Origin of the sequence: Thauera sp. SWB20 (assembly GCF_000831325.1) — a bacterium.
Taxonomy (GTDB): domain Bacteria; phylum Pseudomonadota; class Gammaproteobacteria; order Burkholderiales; family Rhodocyclaceae; genus Thauera; species Thauera aminoaromatica.
In genome coordinates this window covers 101,067-120,299 of sequence record NZ_JTDM01000014.1, presented here as the reverse complement: position 1 = coordinate 120,299, position 19,233 = coordinate 101,067, and the positions used below count along the sequence as shown (strand labels likewise).

The window sequence follows — 19,233 nt, the reverse complement described above, 5'->3', positions numbered from 1 at the left end:
GCGCCGGCGGGAGCGACGCAAGTCGTGCTCGCGCCCCGATCGCGACTCGCGTCGCTCCCACAAGAAACCGACACGGATCCAGAAACCCCGCCAGGAGCGACGCAAGTCGCGATACGGCCCCCGGACCGGCACCGCAGCCGTCGAACCTCCCGCTCGCGACTCGCGTCGCTCCCAAAAGAAACCGACGCGGATCCCGAAACCCCGGTAGGAGCGACGCAAGTCGCGATACGGCCCCCGGACCGGCGCCGCAGCCGTCGAACCGCCCGCTCGCGACTCGCGTCGCGCCTACCGGCGATCGGCACGGCACGCCCAGGCGAGCGCATCCTCCAGGCGATCGTTGCCCCAGAACAACTCCTCACCGACACGGAAGCTCGGCGCCCCGAACAGGCCCAGTTCGGCTGCGCGCTCGGTCTGGCAGCGCAGCGCGAGCTTGTTGGCATCCGCCTGCGCGCGCGCCATCAGCTCCGCTGCGGGCAGGCCGAGCGCGCCGAGGATCTCGACGATCACCGCATCCTCGCCGATCTCGCGGTCCTCGGCGAAATTCGCGCTCATCACCGCACGCGCGAAGGGCGCCACCCAGCCCTCCTCCACCCCCACCAGCGCCACCCGCGCGGCGAGCAGGCCGTTGCGCGGGAAGCGGCTGGGGTGGCGGAAGGGCAGGCCCTCCTTCTCCGCCAGACGTTCCAGGTCGCGCCACATGTAGCGCCCCTTGGGCGGGTAGATGTTGAAGGGCGAGTCGTTCCAGCCCAGCGCGAGGAACACCGGCCCGAGCAGGAAAGGCTTCCATTCGATGTCCACGCCGGTCGCGGCCGCTGCGCGCTCGATGCGCATCACCGACAGGTAGGAATAGGTGCTGGCGAACTCGAACCAGAACTCGACGACGGGTCGCGACATGGGGAGGCTCCTCGGAAGACGGTGGACGCCGTCACTATAGGCGATCGCCCCGCGCCCCGCCCCACCGCGGGGCGCCAAGCCCGCACGCGCAAGAGAGTGGAGTGCAGCCGGGCAGCCGGTCACGCTACGACCGGTTCGCCACCCAGATCCCGCTGCCGACGAGGAGGAGCGCGGCGTACACCGCCGGCGTGAGCGGCTCACCGAGGATCAGCCCGCCGGCGAGCACGCCCATCACCGGGGTCAGGAAGGAGAACGAGGACAGGCGCGTGGCCGGATACTCGCGCACCAGCCAGAACCAGGCCAGATACGACACGCCGGCGACGATCGCCGCCTGGAAGAAGAGGTTGGCCCACACCATGGGCGTGGGCGCGAACACGCCCGGCTCGCCCATCGCCAGCGAGAGCGGCGGCAGCACCAGCGCCGACACGCCGAGCTGGTAGAGCAGCGTCTTCTCGGCCGATGCGCGCGCCAGCGCGCTCGCCTTCACGGTCAGCGTGGTCGCCGCCCACAGCAGCGCGGCGCCGAGCAGCATGAGGTCGCCCACCCAGGCGCCCTCGGTGGCGGCGAAGAGGTTCTCGCCGAAGAGCGCGAGCACGCCGACGAAGGCGAGCGCCATGCCCATCCACTGCCGCCTCCGCATGTGCTCCTGCGGCAGCAGCCAGACCGCGCCGAGGGCGACGAAGAAGGGCGCGGTGTACAGGAAGATCACCCCGCGCGAGGCGCTGGTGTGCTGCAGGCCGAGGAAGATCATCGCGAACTCGCCGGCGAACAGCGCCCCGGCGAGCAGGCCGGGCGCGAGGCTGCGGTCGCGCTCGAAGAGCTTCACCCCACGCAACAGCGCCCAAACGACGACGATCGCCGTGGCGCCGATCGAGCGCAGGCCGGCCTGCCACACCGGCGAGATGCCGGCGCTGGCAAGCTTGATGGCAACCTGCTGGAGGCCCCAGATCGAGCACAGCACCACCATGAGGCCGATGGCGAGACGGTCGAGTTCGGTCTTGTGCATGCGGGAGAGCCCGCACCAGGGCGCGGGCGGCGGTAGACGAAGGGCGCGATTATCGGCCGCCAGCCGCGGAAACGCGAGCCGGTTCGGCGCAGCTTATGCCCGCGAACTGGGTGGCGAGCATGTCGATCTCGTCACGCAGCTGGCGGCGTTGTGCTGCGCTGGACAATGCATGCAGTTCGGCGAGCAGCTCCAGCGTGCGTGCGCGGTTGTGGGCGACCGCCGCGCGATGCTGCGCGCTCCAGCGCGCCTCGCGCGGCGCCAGCGCCTGCGCCAGGCGGGGGGCGAAGGCGGCGGCGTCCGCGCGCACGCGCAAGGCGTCGAGCAGCTCGGCCTGCCAGCGCGCGCGATCCTCCAGCCAGGCCTCGGTCGTGGGCTGCAGCGCCCGGCTCCACGCCGCGATGCGCTCGCGCTGGGCCGGCGTCATGCGGCCGAACCAGCGCCGCAGGCGCTCCTCCATGCGCTCGACGCGGGCGGCATGCTGCGCGGACTCGTCGCCGGAGAGGAACTCCGCGCGCGCCTCCTCGCCACGGCGGACGAAGGCGGCGGCGAGCTCCTCCACCTGCTCGTCGCCCAGGCCGGCCGCCAGCCTGCGCAGCTCGGGCTCGAGTTCCCCGACGATCTCGCGCCAGAGCGCCTCTCCGCGCTCGAGGAAGCGTTCGAGCTGCGCAGGCTCGACGCGCTCGGCCGCCAGCGTCGCGTTCGCCGCACGCAGTAGGGCGACGTACTCGGGGAGGTGGCTGCGGCAGTGCCAGTCGAGCAGGCCGGCCAGACGGCGGTCGAATTCGCCACGCTGGCCGGCGTCGAGCGTGACGTAGTCGCGCAGATACCAAGGCAGCAGCCAGTCGAGCTGCGAGTACGCGAAACGCAGACCGCAACCGACGAGCAGCAACGCGCTGCAGGCGATCAGGAAGAGACGGTGGAGCGCACGGGCGGACATGGGGCTTGTGACCGCACCGGCAGCGGGCAAGTTCGCCCGCTCCGTCCGCTCGCGCGCGCCCCGCTCAGCGCGTCTCGCCGCGGGACTCGGCGCCCGACTCGCCGACGGTCTCGGCGGCCGCCCCCTCGGCACGACGGGCGCGCTCCGCGGCATCCGCATCGACGCCAGCACTTCCGGGTTCCTCGGCTCCGGCAAGTGCGGCGACCGACTCGGCTGCAGCCTTCTCCGCCTCGTCCGCAGACACTCCGGAAGTCGCCCCGACGCTTGGCGGGACGGATTCGGCGAGACCCTCCGCCTCCGGAACAGGGGCCGCATCCACCACGCTGACCGGCGCGGGCCCGACCACTGCATCCGCGCTCGATCCCGTCGGCTCCGCGGGGTCCGCACCCGCAACAGCGCCCGCCGCTCCCCCCGCGAGCAGCGCGCCGGCCGCGGCGGGCTCGAACACGCGGCGGGGCAGCAGCGCATCGACGCGCTCCTGGAAGCGCTCGCGCGCCGAGGCGCCGGAGAGCTTGTCGTAGCCGGCGGACAGGTGCTCGAAGAGCTCCTTGTAGGAGCCGGCCATCGACACGAACAGGGTCGCGGTCTTGTCGAAGTGGGCGTCGACCTCCTTGCGGTAGCGCTCGGCCTCCTCGGCCTTGCGCGCCAGCTCGGCCTCGAGCTCGTCGATGCGTCCCTTGGTACCGGCGCTCGAACGCCCGACGAAGAACGCGATCACGCCGACGATGACGACGGCGGAAATGGCGAGCAGCCAGGCGGTTTGCGGGGTCATGTCCATGTTGTCCTCCCTCCTTTGTGGATCTCAATCGACCACCGTCGCCTCCACCGGCGACGGGAACTGCAGGCGCGCGCGCAACGCGCGGGTGACCTCGACGCGGCCGTCCGCAGCCACGCGCAGTGCATGTTCGATGCCGAAGCGGCGGATCTGTTCGCGCCAGCCATCTCCGGCGAGGTAGGCGGGCTTGCTCGGTGCATCCGACAGCGTGCCGGCATTGGCGCGCGGCGTGATCAGGACGGTGAGCGACTGCGTGCCATGCGCGGGCTGGCCGGTGCGCGGGTCGAGCAGGTGGGCGTAGCGCTCGCCGTCGAGCTCGAAGTAGCGCTGGTAGTCGCCCGAGGTGCCGATCGCCTCGCCGGCGTACAAAGGCAGGGTGGCGAGCGGAGCGGGCGCGCGCGGATGCTGGATGCCGATCCGCCAGGGCTGGTCGCCCTTGGCGCCGAGCGCCATGACGTTGCCGCCGATGTTGATGAGCGCGTCGGCCACGCCCTGCGCGCGCAGGATCGCCGCCGCGCGGTCGAGCGCGTAGCCCTTGGCGTAGCCGCCGAGATCGAGCTGCACCGCCGGGTTGCGGCTCTCGACCCGATTGCCGTCGAGGACGAGGTCGGCCATCGACGGGTGCGCGGCGAGCAGGGCCTGCAGCTTGGCAGGGTCGGGGCGCTGCGGCACGAAGGTGTCGGTGTGGAAGCCCCACAGCGCGACCAGGCCGCCGAGCGCAGGGTCGAACAGCCCGTCGCCGGTGGCGGCGATCGCCTGCGCGTCCTTCAGCATCGCGGCGAGCTCGTCGGACACGGTGGCGGCCTCGCCGCGCGCGATCGCGGCGTTGAGCGCGGTGAGCTCGGAGGGCTCCCAGGCGTGGTACGCGCGATGCAGGCGGTCGAACTCGCGCAGCACCGCGGCGGCGGCGCGGTCGGCCTCGGCCTGGTTCTCGCCATACACCGCGACATCGACCCGGGTACCGAAGACGTAGGCCTCGTGATGGAAGACCTGCGCGCGCGAGCAGGCCGCGAGCAGCAGCGCGCACGCGGCCAATGCAAGGATGCGCAGGTTCAGCCGCACGCACGCTCCAGCTTGTCGATCACCAGGCCGGCGACGTCGAAGCCCTGCTGCGCGGCGATCTCGACCATGCAGGTGGGGCTGGTGACGTTGATCTCGGTGAGGTGGCCGCCGATCACATCGAGGCCGACGATCAGCAGGCCGCGCGCCCACAGCGTCGGCGCGAGGAACCCGGCGATCTCGCGTTCGCGCGCGGTGAGCGCCATCGCCACCCCGCGCCCGCCGGCGGCGAGGTTGCCGCGCGTCTCGCCCGCCCGCGGGATGCGCGCGAGCGCGAAGGGCACGACCTCGCCGCCGATGATCAGCACGCGCTTGTCGCCGTCGACGATCTGCGGCAGGTAGCGCTGCGCCATGATGGTGCGAGTGCCATCGTGGGCGAGCGTCTCCACGATCACGTTGCGGTTGGGGTCGTCGGCGCGCACACGGAAGATCTGGCTGCCGCCCATGCCGTCAAGCGGCTTGAGGATGACGTCGCCGAGCTCGTCGATGAAGGCGTGGATGTCCGCCGGGTCGCGCGCCACCAGCGTGGTCGCGGTGAACTGCGGGAATTCGGTGATCGCGATCTTCTCGGAGTGGTCGCGCACCGCACGCGGGTCGTTGAACACGCGCACGCCGGCCTGCGCCGCGCGCTCGAGCAGCCAGGTGGCGGTGACGTACTCGAAGTCGAAGGGCGGGTCCTGGCGCATCAGCACCGCGTCGAAGGCGGCCAGCGGCAGGGCCTGCGCCTCGCCCGCGCGATACCAGGCCGCGTCGTCGTCGCACACCGCGAGCGCCACGCAGCCGGTGCCGACCACCACGCCCTCGCGCCAGGTGAGGCCGGCGCGCTGCAGCGCCCACACCTCGTGCCCGCGCCGCGCGGCGGCGCGCATCATCGCGATGCTCGAGTCCTTGTAGGCCTTGAGACCCTCGAGCGGGTCGAGGATGAAAAGAAGCTTGAGCTTGCGGGTCATGGATTCATCACCGGTTCGTGTCGATTCCCGTCGGAGGCGGCGCGAGACTTCAGGCCGCCAGGGCGTCTCCACCTGCATCCTCTTCCTCGCCCGGGGCGGTCTCCTCGATCTCCACCGAGGCCGCGAGCAGCGCCAGGCGGGCCACCACGCCATAGGCGTAGAAGCGGTTCGGCGGCGCATCGGGCCCCTGCGCGGCATCGGGCATGGTGCCGCTGGTGTCGAAGGCGAGCGGCTTGAAGTGCATGCCCGGCGCGTTGAGGTTCTCGTCGCGGCCGCGCTCGGTGTGGACGCGGTAGAAGCCACCCACCACGTAGTGATCCATCATGTAGACGACCGGCTCGGCGACGCCGTCCTCCACCGTCTCGAAGGTGTGCACGCCCTCCTGGATGATGACCTCGTGCACCTGCAGGCCTTCCTTCACCACCGCCATCTTGTTGCGCTGGCGGCGGTTGAGGCCGACGACCTCGGAGGCGTCCTTCACCGTCATCACGCCCATGCCGTAGGTGCCGGCGTCGGCCTTGACCACCACAAAGGGCTCGTCGGTGACGCCGTATTCCTTGTACTTGGCGCGGATGCGGGTGAGCAGCGAATCCACCTGAGCGGCGAGGCACTCCTCGCCGGTGCGTTCCTGGAAGTTGATCTGGCCGCACACGCCGAACTCGGGGTTGATCCGCCACGGATCGATGCCGATCGCGGCGGCGAACTCACGCGCGACACGGTCGTAGCACTCGGCGTGCTTCGACTTGCGGCGCTTGTGCCAGCCGGCATGCAGGGGCGGGATCAGCCACTGCTCGTCGAGGCCCTTGAGCACCTGCGGAATGCCCGCAGACAGGTCGTTGTTGAGCAGCACCGCGCAGGGATCGAAGTCGTCGAGCCCGATACGGCTGCCGCTGCGGCGCAGCGGCTCCAGGGTCAGCGTGGCGCCGTTGGCGAGTTCCAGCACGGTCGGCGCGGCGATCTCGGGCAGCAGGCTGCCGATGCGCACGTCGAGGCCGGTGAGGCGCAGGATGGACGCCAGCTTGGCGACGTTCTGCAGGTAGAACTGGTTGCGGGTGTGGTTCTCGGGGATCAACAGCAGCTTGCTGGCGTCCGGGCAGATGCGCTCGATCGCCGCCTGCGCCGCCTGCACGCACAGGGGCATGAAGACGTCGTTGAGGTTGTTGAAGCCGCCCGGGAACAGGTTCAGGTCGACCGGCGCGAGCTTGAAGCCCGAGTTGCGCAGGTCGGTGGAACCGTAGAAAGGCGGCATGTGGTCCTGCCACTGGGTACGGAACCACTTTTCGATGTCGCAGGCGTTGTCGAGGAACTGGCGCTCCAGCTCCAGCAGGGGGCCGGTAAGCGCGGTGGTGAGGTGCGGAACCATGGATTGGGTGTCTCTCGTGAGGGGGCCGCCACCCGGCGGGCGGCAGCCGATGCTTTGGCCGGAATGTTACACCAAAGCCCGGGGGCGCCTTCCGGCCGCCCCGATGGCGCGTGGCCGCGTCAGATCACCAACTGCGTGCCGAGTTCGACCACCCGGTTGTTGGGGATGCGGAAGAAGTCGGTCGCGCTGGTGGCGTTCTTGGACATGAAGGCGAACAGCCGCGCCCGCCAGTCGGAAAACAGCCTGCGGCTGAGCCTGGGGATCACCGTCTCGCGCGAGACGAAGAAGGTGGTCTCCATCATCTCGAACGATTCGCCGAAGCGGCTGCAGTGCTTCAGCGCACTCGGGATGTCGGGATCCTCCATGAAGCCGTAGCGCACGATCACGCGCATGAACCCGTTCCTGATGCGATGCAGGTAGATGCGGTCGAGCTCGCTCACATGCGGGGTGTCGGCGGTCTCCACGGTCACCAGCGCGACCCGCTCGTGCAGGACCTGGTTGTGCTTGAGGTTGTGCAGCAGCGCGGCGGGGACGCCATCCTTGGTGCTGGTCATGAACACCGCCGTGCCCTGCACCCGATGCACCTCCCCGACCATGTCGATGAACACGTTCAGCGGCAGGCCCTGGGCGGCGATCTCCTGCTGCACCAGGCGACGCCCCTGGCGCCAGGTGGTGAGCACGGTGAACGAGACCAGCGCCATGGCGATCGGGAACCAGCCGCCCTGGGGAATCTTGATCGCGTTGGCGCTGAAGAAGGCGAGGTCCACCAGCAGCAGCGTCCCCGCGCACAGTCCGGCCAGCAGCGGACGCCAGCGCCAGATCAGCACCATCACGAAGCCGAGCAGCACCGTGTCGATCAGCATCGTGCCGGTCACTGCGATGCCGTATGCCGCAGCGAGGTTCGACGAGTTCTGGAAGCCGACCACGAGTGCGACCACCGCCAGGTAAAGCGTCCAGTTGGTGAAGGGGACGTAGATCTGCCCCTGCTCATGCCCCGAGGTATGGACGATCAGCATGCGCGGAAGCAGCCCCATCTGCACCGCCTGGCGGGCCACCGAGAAGGCGCCCGAGATCACCGCCTGCGAGGCGATGACCGTGGCCAGGGTGGCGAGCACCAGCAGCGGGATCATCGCCCACGACGGCCCGAGGTGGTAGAACGGGCTTTCGATCGCCGCCGGCTCGTGCAGCAGCAGCGCCCCCTGGCCGAAGTAGTTCACCACCAGGGCCGGCAACACGAAGCCGAACCACCCCAGCCGGATCGGGGCCGGGCCGAAATGTCCCATGTCGGTGTAGAGCGCCTCCCCGCCGGTCACCGCGAGCACGACCGCGCCCAGCGCGAGGAAGGCGAGCGCCGGATGATCGACGACGAAGGCGACCGCATGGAGCGGACTGAGGGCCGCGAGGATCTCCGGATAACGCACGATCTCGACCATGCCGAGCGCACCCAGCACGGCAAACCAGACCACCATGACCGGGCCGAAGAAGAGCCCCACCACCCCGGTGCCGCGGCGCTGGATCGCGAACAGCACGGTGAGGATGAGCACCGTCACCGGCACCACCCAGGCCTCGAGCCCCGGCGCCACGATGCCGATTCCCTCCACCGCCGACAGCACCGAGATCGCCGGCGTGATCATGCTGTCGCCGAAGAACAAGGCGGCGGCGAAGATGCCGAGCATCGACACCACCCAGGCCAGGCGTGCGCTGCGCGCATGCGTCACCACCAGCGACAGCAGGGCGAGCGAGCCGCCCTCGCCGCGGTTGTCCGCGCGCATCAGGATGAGCACGTACTTGAGCGTGACCAGCACCATGATCGCCCACAGCACGAGCGACAGGATGCCGAGGATGTTCCCCGGCGTGACCGGTATCGGATGGTGGCCGTTGAAGATCTCCCGCAGGGCGTACAGGGGGCTGGTGCCGATGTCGCCGAACACGACGCCGATGGCACCGATGGTGAGGGAGGGCATTGCACGCTTCGAGTCCATCACTTGCACCTTTGTTGCGCCATCGAGGCCAGCTCCGCGCCACCATCCGCGCACGACATGCCCGCAGCGTCGATCGTCCGGGACCATGCGCGATTGTGCGACGCAACTTCGCGCCCGTGTTGACCGTGCTCAAGAGTCCGCGTCGCCCCCCCCCCCCCGGGCGCCTCACGCGCTGCCGCGCAGCGGCAGCTTGCGCTCGTCCTTGACCACCTCCATCACCACGTAGGTATGGGTCTGCTTGACGCACGGCAGGCCGGAGATCTGCTCGCCCATCACGCGGCGGTATTCGTTGATGTCGCGCGTGCGCACCTTGAGCAGGTAATCGAAGTCGCCCGCGATCATCAGGCAGGACTCGATCTCGGGGATGCGCCGCACGGCCTCGTTGAAGCGGCGCAGGTCCTGCTCGGTAGTGCTGGTGAGCAGGACCTGGACGACGACGATGTGGCCGGCGCCGACCGCGTCGGGGTCGAGCGCGGCGTGGTAGCCGCGGATCACCCCGGACTTCTCGAGGCGGCGGATACGCTCGGCGCAGGGGGTCTTGGTCAGGCCGACCCGGCGCGACAGCTCGACGATCGACAGGCGGGCGTCGGCCTGCAATTCCTGGAGGATCTTCTGGTCGATGCGGTCCATTGCGGTGCAGCAGGCGATTGGCCTGTGAAGTGATCTCACTTTGGTCATTATGACCATATAAATGCAAATTTTGGAGCCATTAACTACGGTTTTTGGCGAAGAATTCGGCCATTCCGGCGGGTCTTCCGCCGCCCCCGCAACCGCTTGCAGCACGCCCGCCCGACGCAGCGTGCGCAATGCCAGGAGTGCCCGGCCGTGACCGACAACATCCCCTCCAGCGCCCGCGCCGCAGCGGCCCTCGATGCCGCCGCCGCCCTTCCGCCGACCGCGCGCAGCACCGTCCGCCACGCCATCGACTCCGCTTGGCGCACGCCCGAGCCGGAGTGCGTGCCCGCACTCGTCGAGGCCGCCCGCCTCCCCGCGGCCCTGCGCGAACCCGTGCGCGCCCTCGCCCACGACCTCGTCGTCGGCCTGCGCGCCACGCGCACGCGCTCGTCCGGCGTCGACGCCCTGATGAAGGAGTTCTCGCTCTCCAGCCAGGAAGGCGTGGCGCTGATGTGCCTGGCCGAGGCCCTGCTGCGCGTGCCCGACAAGGCCACCGCCGACCGCCTGATCCGCGACAAGCTCGCCGACGGCGACTGGCGCGCACACATCGGCAACAGCCCCTCGCTGTTCGTCAACGCTGCCACCTGGGGCCTGCTGATCACCGGCCGGCTGGTGTCGACCAGCAGCGAACAAGGCCTGTCCTCCGCGCTCACCCGCCTGGTGGCGCGCGGCGGCGAGCCGCTGATCCGCAAGGGCATGGACCTCGCGATGCGCATGCTCGGCGAGCAGTTCGTCACCGGGCGCGACATCGACGAGGCCCTCGAGCGCGGCCGCGAGCACGAGAACAAGGGTTACCGCTACTCCTTCGACATGCTCGGCGAGGCGGCGATGACGGCAAGCGACGCAGAGCGCTATTTCCGCGACTACGAGCGCGCCATCCAGGCCATCGGCGTCGCCTCCCGGGGCCGCGGCGTGGTCGACGGCAACGGCATCTCGGTCAAGCTCTCGGCCCTGCATCCGCGCTACACCTGGTCGCAGCGCGAGCGCGTGCTGGCCGAGCTGCTGCCGAAGTTGAAGACCCTGTGCCTGCAGGCCAGGCGCCACGACATCGGGCTGAACATCGACGCCGAGGAGGCCGACCGCCTCGACCTCTCGCTCGACCTGCTCGAGGCGCTCGCCACCGACGACGCGCTCGCCGGCTGGACGGGACTGGGCTTCGTGGTCCAGGCCTACCAGAAGCGCGCCCCCCACGTGCTCGACTTCGTCATCGACCTCGCGCGCCGCAGCGGCCAGCGCATGATGGTGCGCCTGGTCAAGGGCGCGTACTGGGACGCCGAGATCAAGCGCGCGCAGATCGACGGGCTGGCCGGCTACCCGGTGTACTCGCGCAAGGTGTACACCGATGTGTCCTACCTCGCCTGCGCGAAGAAGCTGCTCGCCGCACGCGACGTCATCTACCCGCAGTTCGCCACCCACAACGCGCACTCGCTGGCGGCGATCTTCCACCTCGCCGCCGCCGACGGCCGCGCCTGGCAGCCGGGCGACTACGAGTTCCAGTGCCTGCACGGCATGGGCGAGCCGCTCTACGACCAGATCGTCGGCCGCGCCGACCGCCACCGCCTGGTGCGCATCTACGCGCCGGTGGGCAGCCACGAGACCCTGCTCGCCTACCTGGTGCGCCGCCTGCTCGAGAACGGCGCCAACACCAGCTTCGTGAACCGCATCGTCGACGAGCGCGTGCCGGTGGAAGAGCTGATCGCCGACCCGGTCGAGCAGGCCGCCCCGCTCGCCGGCGCGCCGCATCCGAAGATTGCACTGCCCGCCGAGCTGTTCGGTGGCCTGCGCACCAACTCCGCCGGCATCGACCTCGCCAGCGAGCCGGTGCGCGCCCGCATCGCCGCGGCGCTGGCCAACTCGCGCACCACGCCCTTCGCGGCCGGTCCGATCGTCGCCGGCCGCAGCGCGGTGCCCGCGGACGTGACCCCGGTCTCCAACCCGGCCGACCGCGGCGAGGTCGTCGGCGGCGTCGCCGAAGCGACGACCGACGACCTCGAACACGCGCTCGCCGCCGCCAGTGCGGCCGCAGCCGACTGGGCCGCCACCCCGGCTGCGGCGCGCAGCGAACGCCTGGAGCGCGCCGCGGCGCTGTTCGAACGCGAGGCCGACACCCTGCTCGCGCTTGCAGTGCGCGAAGCCGGCAAGTCGTGGGCCAACGCGGTGGCCGAGCTGCGCGAGGCGGTCGACTTCCTGCGCTACTACGCCCAGCAGGCGCGTGGCTTCGACCCTGCCAGCCACGTGGCGCTCGGTCCGGTGCTGTGCATCAGCCCGTGGAACTTCCCGCTGGCGATTTTCGGCGGCCAGGTCGCCGCCGCGCTCGCCGCCGGCAATCCGGTGCTCGCCAAGCCGGCCGAGCAGACCCCGCTGATCGCCGCCCATGCAGTGCGCCTGCTGCACGAGGCCGGCATCCCGGCTGCAGCGCTGCAGTTGCTGCCCGGCCGCGGCGAGACCGTCGGCGCCGCGCTGGTGGCCGATGCGCGCGTGCGTGGGGTGATGTTCACCGGCTCCACCGAGGTCGCCGCGCTGATCAACCGCAGCCTCGCCGCGCGTGGCGGCAAGGTGCCGCTGATCGCCGAGACCGGCGGCCAGAACGCGATGATCGTGGACTCCACCGCACTCCCCGAGCAGGTGGTGACGGACGTCCTCGCCTCCGCCTTCGACTCCGCCGGCCAGCGCTGCTCGGCGCTGCGCGTGCTGTGCCTGCAGCAGGACATCGCCGACGACGTCCTCCACATGCTGCAGGGCGCGCTCGCCGAACTGCGCCTGGGCAATCCGGCGGACGTGCGCGTGGACATCGGCCCGGTCATCGACGCCGGGGCGCGCGACGGTCTCGAGGCCCACGTCGCCGCGATGCTTGCCAAGGGCGCCCGCATCACCCGCCTGCCGCTGCCCGCCGCATGCGCGCACGGCACCTTCGTCGCGCCGTCGATCATCGAGATCGGTGCCCTGAGCGAACTGGGCCGCGAGCAGTTCGGCCCCATCCTGCACGTGCTGCGCTACCGCGCGTCCGAATTGGACAGCCTGATCGACGCGATCGACGCCAGCGGCTACGGCCTCACCATGGGGGTGCACACCCGCATCGACGAGACCGTGGAGCGCGTCGCCGCGCGCGCGCACGTCGGCAACCTGTATGTGAACCGCAACATCATCGGCGCGGTGGTGGGCGTGCAGCCCTTCGGCGGCGAGGGCCTGTCCGGCACCGGCCCGAAGGCGGGCGGACCGCTCTACCTGCACCGGCTGCTTGCGCGTACGCCCGGCCCGGTGCTGGCCGATGGCGCGCTCGCGGTGACCGACAGCGACGAAACCCGCGCCGCGGATGCCGCGTTCTCCGGCTTCCTGGAATGGCTGGACGGCGCCGGCCGCGGCCTGCTCGAGGGCGACGAGCTCGCCGCGCTACGCGACCGCGCCGACGCCTGCCGTGCGCGCCGTATTGCTGGCCTGCGCCTGGCGCTGCCCGGCCCCACCGGCGAGGACGACAGCCTGCGCTTCACCGCGCGCGGCACCATCGCCGGCGTGGCGGACAGCGCGGCCGCCGTGCTGCATCAGGTGATGGCGGCGCTCGCCAGCGGCAATCGCCTGCTGCTCGCCGACCGCGCCGCCGCACGCACGGTGCAGGCCGCGCTCCCCGAGGCGCTGCGCGCATACGTCGCGGTGGATGCCGCCTGGTTCGACAAGGCGCTCGGCGCGGTGCTGTTCGACGGCAGCGACGCCGAGGCCGACGCGCTGCAGGTGCGCGTCGCCGGGCGCAGCGGCCCGATCCTGCAGCTGCTGCAGCCCTGCCCCGACTACGACCTCGGCCGCCTGGTGCACGAACGCACCCTGTCGATCAACACCGCCGCCGCGGGTGGCAACGCCAGCCTGATGGCGATGGGGGCATGAGTGTGCGCGATTCGCGCCCGCACCGCGGCAGCGCTGGCAACCCGGCGAGGAGTGGACCTGCCCGCAGGAGCGACGCAAGTCGCGATCTTCAGCGCACGGAATCCGGCGCGGCGCCATCGGAGCCGCTGCATTCGCGACTTGTGTCGCTCCTACGGAAAACCAACGCACTTCCGGATGCCCCCGGAGGGGTGCTGGATGACAACGAACCTGCGCGGTAGTCGCAGCTAGGGCCATCACGGATGGCAATTTTGAAAAATTCGCTTACCTTTGCCGGACGCAGATGGCCCCATTTGGCGCCGTCTGCCCCGTCCAAGGCCCAAAACCACAACCACGAAGGAGACGTTTCATGAAAAAGACCCTGCTCGCCACCGCCGTCCTCGCACTCGGCGGCTTTTCGAATGCCGCCCTGGCCGACCTCGCGGTCGCCATCGCCGGTCCGATGACCGGCCAGTACGCCTCCGCCGGCGACCAGATCCGCAAGGGCGCGGAGATGGCCATCGCCGACATCAACGCCCGCGGCGGCGTGCTCGGCCAGAAACTGAAGCTCGAGGTCGGCGACGACGCCTGCGACCCGAAGCAGGCGGTGTCGGTCGCCAACACCATGGTCAACAAGGGCATCGTGTTCATGCACGGCCACTGGTGCTCGAGCTCGACGATCCCGGCCTCCGAGGTCTATGTCGAGGCCGACATCCCGATGGCCACGGTGTCGACCAATCCGCAGGTGACCGAGCGCGGCCTGAAGAACATCTTCCGCATCATGGGTCGCGACGACCAGCAGGGCCTGGTGGCCGGCGGCTACATCGCCGACCACTTCAAGGGCAAGAAGGTCGCCGTGGTCGACGACAAGAGCGCCTACGGCAAGGGGCTCGCCGACGAGATGGCCAAGGCGATGGAAGGCAAGGGCCTGAAGCCCGCGCTGCGCGAATCCATCACCGCCGGCGAGAAGGACTACTCTGGCATCGTCACCAAGCTCAAGCAGGCCGGCGTCGAGGTCATGGCCTACGGCGGCTACCACACCGAGGTCGCGCTGATCCTGCGCCAGGCCCAGGCCGCCGGCCTGCAGCTCACCGTGATGGGCGGCGACACGATGACCAACTCCGAGCTCGTCACCGCCGCCGGCCCGGCCGCCGACAACGTGATGTTCACGTTCTCGCCCGACGCGCGCAAGAACCCGGACGCCGCGCCGGTGGTGGAGAAGTTCCGCGCCGCCAAGACCGAGCCCGAAGGCTACGTGCTCTACGCCTACGCCGCGATGCAGCTCTTCGAGCAGGCCGCCACCACGGCCAAGAGCACCAAGTACGCCGACCTCGAGAAGGCGATGCGCGGCGGCAGCTTCAAGACCGTGATCGGAGATCTCGCCTTCGACGCCAAGGGCGACCAGAAGGCGCCGGGCTTCGTGGTCTATCGCTGGCAGGGCGGCAAGTACGACTACGCGAAGTAAGTCGCAAGCCCGTCCCACCCGAGTCTTCGGCGCCGCAATCGCGGCGCCGGTGTCCGTGCCCCCGTCGGCCAACAAGGAGACAGGGGGCCGGCGACGGGTTGCGAGCGACGACTTCCGATCCAGCGCTTGATCGCGGCTTGCGCCGCGCCTACAGGGACGCGGCCCCGAGCGGGATCCGCGCCATCCGCACCGCCACAGCAGGAGACATCGTGGCCTATGCACTCCAGCAACTGATCAACGGGCTCACGCTCGGCGCCATGTACGGCCTGATCGCCATCGGCTACACGATGGTGTACGGCATCATCGGCATGATCAACTTCGCCCATGGCGACATCTTCATGGTGAGCGCCTTCATCGCGGTCACCGCCTTCACCATCCTCGCCGCGGCCGACGTCACCTCGATCCCGCTCGCGCTCACCTTCGTGCTGATCGTGTCGATCTTCTTCACTTCGGCCTACGGCTGGGCGGTCGAGCGCACCGCCTATCGCCCGCTGCGCGGCTCGACCCGGCTGGCGCCGCTCATTTCCGCGATCGGCATGTCGATCTTCCTGCAGAACAGCGTGCAGCTCACCCAGGGCGCACGCGTGAAGCCGATCCCGCCGGTGCTCGAAGGCGGCATCGTGCTGTGGGAGGCGCCGGGCTTCACGGTTCAGATCGGCTGGAGCCAGATGCTGATCATCGTCACCACGGTGATCCTGATGAGCGCCTTCACCTGGATGATCACGCAGACCCCCTTCGGTCGCCAGCAGCGCGCCTGCGAGCAGGACCGCACCATGGCCGCGCTGCTCGGGGTCAACGTCGACCGCACCATCTCCTACACCTTCATGCTCGGCGCGGCGCTCGCCGCGGTCGCCGGGGTGATGGTCACGGTGTATTACGGCGTGGTGGACTTCTTCATCGGCTTCCTCGCCGGCATCAAGGCCTTCACCGCGGCGGTGCTGGGCGGCATCGGCTCGCTGCCGGGGGCAATGCTCGGGGGCCTGCTGATCGGCTTGATCGAATCCTTCTGGGCCGCCTACCTGTGGGCGGAATACAAGGACGTCGCCACCTTCGGCATCCTGTGCCTGGTGCTGATGCTGCGCCCCTCCGGCCTGCTCGGCCGGCCTGAAGTGGAGAAGGTCTGATGAGCGCCGTCGTCTTTGCGCGTCACGCGATGACGCCGGCCGAGCGTCTGCGCGACGCCGGCTGGGTGGCCTTCGTCGGCCTCATCCTGGGCATCCCGCTGGTCGGCCTCACCACGGTGGACGTGGGCGGCCGGCTGGGCGTGGAGACCCGCTTCGGCCTGCTCGCCGCAGCCGTGGCCGCGGTGTTCGCCGGCCGCCTGCTGCTGCGCTGGGCGATCGACCAGGCGCGCAACCGCAAGCAGGAACGCGACCGCGCCAGCACCGCCACCGCCGCCGACCGCGCCCATGGCGCGCAGCGCGTGGTGAACGTGCTCGGCTGGGTGGCGCTCGGCGCCTCGATCGCGCTGCCGATCGTGTTCTCCGACAACCGCTACGTGGTCGACACCGCCACCACGGTGCTGATCTACGTGATGCTGGGTTGGGGCCTCAACGTGGTCGTCGGCCTCGCCGGCCTGCTCGACCTCGGCTACGTCGCCTTCTACGCGGTGGGCGCCTATTCCTACGCGCTGCTGTCGACCCAGTTCGGCTGGAGCTTCTGGGAGGCGCTGCCGGTATCGGGCACGCTCGCCGCCAGCTTCGGGATCCTGCTCGGCTACCCGATCCTGCGCCTGCGCGGCGACTACCTGGCGATCGTCACGCTGGGCTTCGGCGAGATCATCCGCATCATCCTGGTGAATTGGACCGAATTCTCCAACGGCCCCAACGGCATCAGCTCGATCCCGCGCCCGAGCTTCTTCGGCCTCGATTTCACGCGCAGCGCACCGGAAGGCGGGCAGACCTTCGCCGGCTTCTTCGGCCTCGAATTCTCGCCTATGCACCGCCTGATCTTCCTCTACTACCTGATCCTGGTGCTGGCCCTGCTCACCCACGCCTTCGTGTCGCGCCTGCGCAAGCTGCCGGTGGGGCGCGCCTGGGAGGCGCTGCGCGAGGACGAGATCGCCTGCCAGGCGATGGGCATGAACACCACCAACATCAAGCTCTCGGCCTTCGCCATCGGTGCCATGCTGGGCGGCTTCGCCGGGGTGTTCTTCGCCGCGCGCCAGGGCTTCATCTCGCCCGAGAGCTTCACCTTCACCGAGTCGGCGATCATCCTCGCCATCGTCGTGCTCGGTGGCATGGGCTCGCAGATGGGCGTGGTGCTGGCGGCCACGCTGCTGGTGCTGATCCCCGAGTTCGGACGCAACTTCGCCGAGTACCGCATGTTGCTGTTCGGCCTGGCGATGGTGCTGATCATGGTGTGGCGCCCGGGCGGCCTGCTGTCGCACCGCGAACCGACGGTGCACCTGAACGCGTCGGGCAAGACTGCCGCGACGAAGGAGGCTGCGCGATGAACACGCCCGCAACCCTGCTGTCGGTGCGCAACCTGACCATGCGCTTCGGCGGCCTGACCGCCATCGACGACCTCTCGCTGGAAGTGCCGGCCGGCAAGATCACCGGCATCATCGGCCCCAACGGCGCCGGCAAGACGACGCTGTTCAACTGCCTCACCGGCTTCTACAAGCCCACCACCGGCACGCTGCGCCTGGCCCACCCCACGCGCGGCGAGATGCGCCTGGAGTCCCTGCCCAGCCACCGCGTCGCACGCGACGCCCAGGTGGTGCGCACCTTCCAGAACATCCGCCTGTTCCCCAAGATGACGGTGCTGGAGAACCTGATCGTCGCCCAGCACAACGTGCTGCAGCGCGCCTCGAAGTTCTCCATCGCCGGTATCTTCAAGCTCCCCGGCTACCGCCAGGCGGAGCGGCAGGCGATCGAACGCGCGGCGATGTGGCTCGAGCGCCTCAAGCTCACCCACCTCGCCGACGACGCCGCCGGCGACCTGCCCTACGGCATCCAGCGCCGCATCGAGATCGCACGCGCGCTGTGCGTCGATCCGGTGCTGCTGTGCCTGGACGAGCCGGCCGCCGGCCTCAACCCGCGCGAGTCGGCGGAGCTGAACGAACTCCTGCTCTACCTGTGCGGCGAGATGGGCATCGCGATCCTGCTCATCGAGCACGACATGAGCGTGGTGATGAACGTGTCCGACCACATCGGCGTGATCAGCTACGGGCGCAAGATCGCCGAGGGCACGCCGGCGCAGGTCAAGCACGACCCGCAGGTGATCAAGGCCTACCTGGGCGAGGACGAGGAAGAAGAAGTGACTGGAGGGGCCGCGGCATGATGCTCAAGATGGAGGGCGTGCACGCCCATTACGGCCACATCCACGCGCTGCGCGGCATCGACGTCGAGGTCCAGGTGGGCGAGATCGTCACCTTGATCGGCGCCAACGGCGCCGGCAAATCGACGCTGATGATGAGCCTGTTCGGCAACCCCAAGGCCAGCGCCGGGCGCATCGTCTTCGACGGCGAGGACATCACCCGCGTGCACACGCACGAGATCGCCCGCCGTGGCATCGCCCTGGTGCCCGAAGGCCGGCGCATCTTCCCGCGCATGACGGTGATCGAGAACCTGCAGATGGGCACCGCGCACGCCGACCCGGCCAACTACGCCGCCGACACCGCGCGCGTGTTCGCGATGTTCCCGATCCTGCAGGAACGCCAGGCGCAGCGCGCCGGCACCCTGTCGGGCGGCGAGCAGCAGATGCTGGCGATCGGCCGCGCGCTGATGAGCCGCCCCAAGCTGCTGCTGCTCGACGAGCCCTCGCTCGGCCTGGCGCCGATCTACATCCGCAAGATCTTCCAGATCGTCAGGGAGCTCAACCGCGACCACGGCATGACCATCCTGCTGGTCGAGCAGAACGCCAACCAGGCCCTGCGCGTGGCCGACCGCGGCTATGTGCTGCAGCACGGCGAGATCACCCTCGCCGGGACCGGGGCGGAACTGCTGACGAGTCCGGAGGTGCGGGCGGCGTATCTGGAGGGCGGCCACGCCTGAGAGGCGCGTGAGGCGTGCGACGCGAGAGGAATGGCGCCAACCGGGGCCGCTCCGCGATCAGACGAAACGCCGCGGTTTCGACGCGATGCGGCACAATCGCGCCGCAATGCGTCGGGTAGGAGCGACGCAGGTCGCGATTGCAGCGGGCGGAAATCGCGACGGCGCTGCGGCACTGCCCGATCGCGACTTGCGTCGCTCCTACGGAAAACCGCCACGCCTCCGGAAGCACCCGAGTGCCGGCACACATGTGCCGTCCCCGCGAACGGTTCGAACACGC

Annotated in this window: 15 protein-coding genes; 6 read left to right on the top strand and 9 right to left on the bottom strand. The window is 70.0% G+C overall.

What is annotated here, in order from left to right; translation table 11 throughout:
- Nucleotides 1-285 precede the first annotated feature (285 nt).
- From PO78_RS05515 to PO78_RS05475, 9 genes are all read right to left on the bottom strand, one after another.
- Nucleotides 286-894, bottom strand: coding sequence for a 2-hydroxychromene-2-carboxylate isomerase (locus PO78_RS05515; protein ID WP_043742598.1), 609 nt, complete (start codon nt 892-894; stop codon nt 286-288).
- A 124-nt stretch (nt 895-1,018) separates the two neighbouring features.
- Nucleotides 1,019-1,900 carry a DMT family transporter gene (locus PO78_RS05510; RefSeq protein WP_004328264.1) on the bottom strand — a complete coding sequence of 294 codons (882 nt, stop codon included), beginning with the start codon at nt 1,898-1,900 and terminating at the stop codon, nt 1,019-1,021.
- A gap of 49 nt (nt 1,901-1,949) precedes the next feature.
- A complete protein-coding gene (locus PO78_RS05505) occupies nt 1,950-2,837 on the bottom strand; it encodes a DUF6279 family lipoprotein (RefSeq protein WP_043742595.1) in 888 nt (295 codons plus the stop codon).
- Nucleotides 2,838-2,901: 64 nt separating this feature from the next.
- Nucleotides 2,902-3,609 (bottom strand): YhcB family protein, encoded by a 708-nt coding sequence (locus tag PO78_RS21850; protein WP_197068737.1) that lies wholly within the window; start codon nt 3,607-3,609, stop codon nt 2,902-2,904.
- A gap of 30 nt (nt 3,610-3,639) precedes the next feature.
- Nucleotides 3,640-4,674, bottom strand: a complete 1,035-nt coding sequence (locus PO78_RS05495) for an FAD:protein FMN transferase (RefSeq protein WP_004323532.1) — start codon at nt 4,672-4,674, stop codon at nt 3,640-3,642.
- A complete protein-coding gene (gene gshB, locus PO78_RS05490) occupies nt 4,665-5,621 on the bottom strand; it encodes a glutathione synthase (protein WP_004323530.1) in 957 nt (318 codons plus the stop codon). The genes PO78_RS05495 and gshB overlap by 10 nt, the downstream gene beginning before the upstream one ends.
- A 49-nt stretch (nt 5,622-5,670) precedes the next feature.
- Complete coding sequence (gene gshA / locus PO78_RS05485) at nt 5,671-6,984, bottom strand: glutamate--cysteine ligase (RefSeq protein ID WP_043742592.1); 1,314 nt, start codon at nt 6,982-6,984, stop codon at nt 5,671-5,673.
- A gap of 119 nt (nt 6,985-7,103) precedes the next feature.
- Nucleotides 7,104-8,966: a potassium transporter Kup gene (locus PO78_RS05480; protein ID WP_012584515.1), complete on the bottom strand. Its 1,863-nt coding sequence runs from the start codon at nt 8,964-8,966 to the stop codon at nt 7,104-7,106.
- 165 nt (nt 8,967-9,131) lie between these two features.
- A complete protein-coding gene (locus tag PO78_RS05475) occupies nt 9,132-9,596 on the bottom strand; it encodes an Lrp/AsnC ligand binding domain-containing protein (protein ID WP_004323527.1) in 465 nt (154 codons plus the stop codon).
- A 195-nt stretch (nt 9,597-9,791) separates the two neighbouring features.
- Here PO78_RS05475 and putA point away from each other — a divergent pair, with 195 nt between their 5' ends.
- The 6 genes from putA (at nt 9,792) to PO78_RS05445 (ending at nt 18,956) form a co-directional block, all read left to right on the top strand.
- Complete coding sequence (gene putA, locus PO78_RS05470; protein WP_043742588.1) at nt 9,792-13,517, top strand: trifunctional transcriptional regulator/proline dehydrogenase/L-glutamate gamma-semialdehyde dehydrogenase; 3,726 nt, start codon at nt 9,792-9,794, stop codon at nt 13,515-13,517.
- 346 nt (nt 13,518-13,863) lie between these two features.
- A complete protein-coding gene (locus PO78_RS05465) occupies nt 13,864-14,958 on the top strand; it encodes a branched-chain amino acid ABC transporter substrate-binding protein (RefSeq protein WP_043742585.1) in 1,095 nt (364 codons plus the stop codon).
- A gap of 209 nt (nt 14,959-15,167) precedes the next feature.
- A complete protein-coding gene (locus PO78_RS05460) occupies nt 15,168-16,082 on the top strand; it encodes an ABC transporter permease subunit (protein WP_004321584.1) in 915 nt (304 codons plus the stop codon).
- Nucleotides 16,082-17,413, top strand: coding sequence for a high-affinity branched-chain amino acid ABC transporter permease LivM (gene livM / locus PO78_RS05455; protein ID WP_043742582.1), 1,332 nt, complete (start codon nt 16,082-16,084; stop codon nt 17,411-17,413). Before PO78_RS05460 ends, livM begins: the two co-directional genes overlap by 1 nt.
- On the top strand, nt 17,410-18,243 hold the full coding sequence (locus tag PO78_RS05450) for an ABC transporter ATP-binding protein (protein WP_004321581.1): 834 nt from the start codon (nt 17,410-17,412) through the stop codon (nt 18,241-18,243). The genes livM and PO78_RS05450 overlap by 4 nt, the downstream gene beginning before the upstream one ends.
- Nucleotides 18,243-18,956, top strand: coding sequence for an ABC transporter ATP-binding protein (locus PO78_RS05445; protein ID WP_043742762.1), 714 nt, complete (start codon nt 18,243-18,245; stop codon nt 18,954-18,956). Before PO78_RS05450 ends, PO78_RS05445 begins: the two co-directional genes overlap by 1 nt.
- The last annotated feature ends 277 nt before the right edge of the window (nt 18,957-19,233 follow it).

What these genes read in the sequence shown, in the direction of transcription:
- PO78_RS05515 (WP_043742598.1), bottom strand. Translation starts at nt 894, where the DNA reads ATGTCGCGACCCGTCGTCGAGTTCTGGTTCGAGTTCGCCAGCACCTAT.
- PO78_RS05510 (WP_004328264.1), bottom strand. Translation starts at nt 1,900, where the DNA reads ATGCACAAGACCGAACTCGACCGTCTCGCCATCGGCCTCATGGTGGTG.
- PO78_RS05505 (WP_043742595.1), bottom strand. Translation starts at nt 2,837, where the DNA reads ATGTCCGCCCGTGCGCTCCACCGTCTCTTCCTGATCGCCTGCAGCGCG.
- PO78_RS21850 (WP_197068737.1), bottom strand. Translation starts at nt 3,609, where the DNA reads ATGACCCCGCAAACCGCCTGGCTGCTCGCCATTTCCGCCGTCGTCATC.
- gshB (WP_004323530.1), bottom strand. Translation starts at nt 5,621, where the DNA reads ATGACCCGCAAGCTCAAGCTTCTTTTCATCCTCGACCCGCTCGAGGGT.
- gshA (WP_043742592.1), bottom strand. Translation starts at nt 6,984, where the DNA reads ATGGTTCCGCACCTCACCACCGCGCTTACCGGCCCCCTGCTGGAGCTG.
- PO78_RS05480 (WP_012584515.1), bottom strand. Translation starts at nt 8,966, where the DNA reads ATGGACTCGAAGCGTGCAATGCCCTCCCTCACCATCGGTGCCATCGGC.
- PO78_RS05475 (WP_004323527.1), bottom strand. Translation starts at nt 9,596, where the DNA reads ATGGACCGCATCGACCAGAAGATCCTCCAGGAATTGCAGGCCGACGCC.
- PO78_RS05465 (WP_043742585.1), top strand. Translation starts at nt 13,864, where the DNA reads ATGAAAAAGACCCTGCTCGCCACCGCCGTCCTCGCACTCGGCGGCTTT.
- livM (WP_043742582.1), top strand. Translation starts at nt 16,082, where the DNA reads ATGAGCGCCGTCGTCTTTGCGCGTCACGCGATGACGCCGGCCGAGCGT.
- PO78_RS05450 (WP_004321581.1), top strand. Translation starts at nt 17,410, where the DNA reads ATGAACACGCCCGCAACCCTGCTGTCGGTGCGCAACCTGACCATGCGC.
- PO78_RS05445 (WP_043742762.1), top strand. Translation starts at nt 18,243, where the DNA reads ATGCTCAAGATGGAGGGCGTGCACGCCCATTACGGCCACATCCACGCG.